A 1,539-nucleotide genomic window follows, 5' to 3' on the forward strand; every position below is an offset into this window, starting at 1 on the left:
ATAAAAACTAACATGATTAAATTTTTACTCCCAACCCAGGCATGAAAATGGTTAAACCCCGTCCATACTGATAGATGACATAATCAGGTTCAGTGCGTATCTTTTTTTGGTGACTTGGATCCTGTCATAAAAACTGCTTGAATGAGTTTGGAGTTCAACCCTTTGTGAGCCCCTATTTTAGGGTGACTACGAACAGAAAAATACTTATTGTCAAACTCATTCCCTGTTTATGATCAATTTTAGAATAGGTGGTTTTTAATGGAAGTGTTGTTAGAAAAATGCGCAGGTTTGGATGTTCATGCGGAAAGTATTGTTGTTTGTGTACTTATAGGGAACAACGATAATGAGTTAACCTCTGAGATTGAGACTTTCCCTACCTTTACAAAAGATTTATTTCGTCTTTTAAAATGGTTAGAAGAAAAAGAAGTTACTCACATTGCGATGGAGAGTACCGGTGTTTATTGGAAGCCTGTGTTTAATGTCCTGGAAGACTTTTTTGATATCACCTTAGCAAACGCTCAACGAATTAAGAATGTCCCTGGTCGTAAGACCGATGTAAGTGATGCAGAATGGATAGCTAAGTTATTAAGAGTAGGTTTGATAGAAAAAAGTTTTATCCCACCATCAGACATACGTGAACTTCGGGATCTCACTCGACTACGTAAAAAGTGGATAGGACATATAACATCTGAAAAGAATCGTATCCAAAAGACTTTTGAGTGTTCGAACATTAAGTTGGGTTCTGTCATCTCCGATGTTTTTGGAGTATCTGGTCGAAAGTTACTTGAGCGACTTCTAGAAAAAGGCTATATAGATGAGGAAGAAGTAGAGTCCTCCATTCATGGGCGGATGCAACACAAGAAACAAAGTATTTCCGATTCCTTATTTGGAACGATTAACGGTCATCAGCTATTTTTAATTAGACAGTCGTTTAAACATATTGAATATTTAGAGTCCCTGACCGATGAAATCGACCAAAAGATTGATGAAATACTTAAAAAATACCAAGAAGAAGTGCTTATCTTAACATCTATACCAGGTATAAGTAAAAATACTGCTTCGGTTATTATTGCTGAAATTGGAGTGGATATGAGTCAGTTTCCTTCATCTGAGCACCTTGCTTCCTGGGCAGGATTGTCACCTGGAAATCATGAGAGTGCAGGAAAGAGAAAGAGTACACGAACAACCAAGGGGAATCCTCATATTAAATCTGCATTATGTGAAGCTGCTTGGGCTGCGTCAAGGAGTAGAAATAAATGGTTTGCCCTAAAATATTGGTCTACTGCAGCAAGAAGGGGAAAGAAAAAAGCACTCGTAGCTACAGGCCATCGAATGCTTCGAACGATTTACTCTATGTTAATCAACAAAGAGCTATATATAGAACCACTACAAACTAGTTAGTATATCCAAAACAATAATCATTTATACGAGATACCTCGCCAAAAGGTAACTCTGCTTTCTTATTGTCAAATTTAGGATTACCACTCAGGTAAAGATCTATACCTACTAACAGTGCAAAGATTATTTTCACAGAAAAAA

At 37.0% G+C, this 1,539-nt stretch carries 1 protein-coding gene; it reads left to right on the forward strand.

Going from position 1 to position 1,539, the window contains the following annotated elements:
- The first annotated feature begins 258 nt into the window (after positions 1-258).
- Positions 259-1,401, forward strand: a complete 1,143-nt coding sequence (locus MJG50_RS21925; protein WP_240257905.1) for an IS110 family RNA-guided transposase — start codon at positions 259-261, stop codon at positions 1,399-1,401.
- Positions 1,402-1,539: the final 138 nt, after the last annotated feature.

Origin of the sequence: Fredinandcohnia quinoae (assembly GCF_022427965.1) — a bacterium.
Lineage (GTDB): Bacteria > Bacillota > Bacilli > Bacillales > Bacillaceae_L > Ferdinandcohnia > Ferdinandcohnia quinoae.